The following is a 617-nucleotide window of genomic DNA, read 5'->3' as shown; positions in this document are numbered from 1 at the left end:
GCGTCAAAGAAAACGGCGCAGCATGCATCATGATTACTCACGACCAGCGCATCTTTAAATACGCAGATCGCCTATACGTCTTAAAAGGCGGTAAGTTAGAAGAAGAAAAAATACAAGATAAAGAAAGTGCATAGAGATAAATTTATTTATTGAACTCCCGCAGATTCCCCTGAACTATTCCTAGATTCCCCCTAAAGATATAGGATAGTTCGGGGGAATCTTTTTTTTGTGGGGAGGGGGAGTAATTTAACTGAGAATCGTCGGTGGAGTGCCGGATTCGCCGTCGATTCGGGTTATCGTCTGCGAAAACGAACTCTCGCCGACGCAGCCAGCATTATCGTCGGCGAGTTTTTATTTCACCGACGGTAACAACAGTATCGTCGGCGAAAAACTGGAATTTCGAGAATTCGCCGACGATTCGGCAATTCCCGACGGCGAATAGAAATTTGGCCGACGATAAGTCCCATAGCGTCGGTGGAAATCTCATTTCACCGACGATTTGGATAAAAGACGATATTTAATCTGATATCTTCGCTATTCAATAGTTTATTCTCGGTATTTTTGGTGAGAATCGTCGGTGGAGGGTCAAGTCTTAAATATTGTGTAAAATAAAAAAT

The sequence above is a fragment of the Nosocomiicoccus sp. HMSC059G07 genome, assembly GCF_001815515.1.
Taxonomy (GTDB): domain Bacteria; phylum Bacillota; class Bacilli; order Staphylococcales; family Salinicoccaceae; genus Nosocomiicoccus; species Nosocomiicoccus ampullae_A.
The sequence above is the reverse complement of the archived record's forward strand: the minus strand, read 5'-3'. Positions refer to the sequence as shown.